1 protein-coding gene is annotated in these 624 nt (G+C 71.5%); it reads right to left on the bottom strand.

Annotated features, from left to right (window positions below; genetic code table 11):
• The coding region (locus tag AC08OV_RS20175) for a hypothetical protein (RefSeq protein WP_476620109.1) at positions 1–606 on the bottom strand (606 nt) is incomplete at its 3' end.
• Positions 607–624: the final 18 nt, after the last annotated feature.

Below are 624 nucleotides of genomic sequence, written 5' to 3'. Positions count from 1 at the left end.
GCTGGCCGTGAGCCGGACCGCGACGACGCCTCCGGCCGGGCTTGCCTTCGCGGCATTCGCCGTGAGCTCGGACACGATCAGAGCTGCGGCGTCTACCGCTTCGGAGTCCAGCCGCCACCCCTGGAGCACACGGCGGGCGGCGGCACGGGCGTCGGGGACGGAGCTGAGGAGAGCGGGGAACCGTTCGACCGCCACACGGACGGCCGGTGACGGCGCCGGGTACTGGCTGCCCTCGCGGGATCGCGGCGGGTGCTGCTGGTCTGTCGGGGCGGCCTGCGCGGGGATGCGGGCCGGCGGTACGAGGGGCACGATCGCACTGCCGAGCCCGGCTACCTGGTATTCGAAGGAACGGCGTGCTACCGGGGAGCGCGGGAGGTGCGTCATGTCGGGGACCAGCACGACGGCCCGGTCAGATCGTCCGACCGCTTCGAGGAGGGCCGTCAGGCCAGGCTGGGCGTCACTCGGCAGGGCTTCCTCGTCGACATAGATTGCCACCAGGCTCATCCCCTCGACGGCAGCGAAGTCGCTGATCACTCCGCGCAGGCGGTGTAGCTCGCCGTCCCTCGTGCTCGTTGTCCGTAGGTATCCGAATGCGGTCCGCGTCACGCGCCACCGTCCGTGATC

The organism is Frankia sp. CeTa3Moorea (assembly GCF_978021225.1).
The sequence above is the reverse complement of the archived record's forward strand: the minus strand, read 5'-3'. Positions and strand labels throughout refer to the sequence as shown.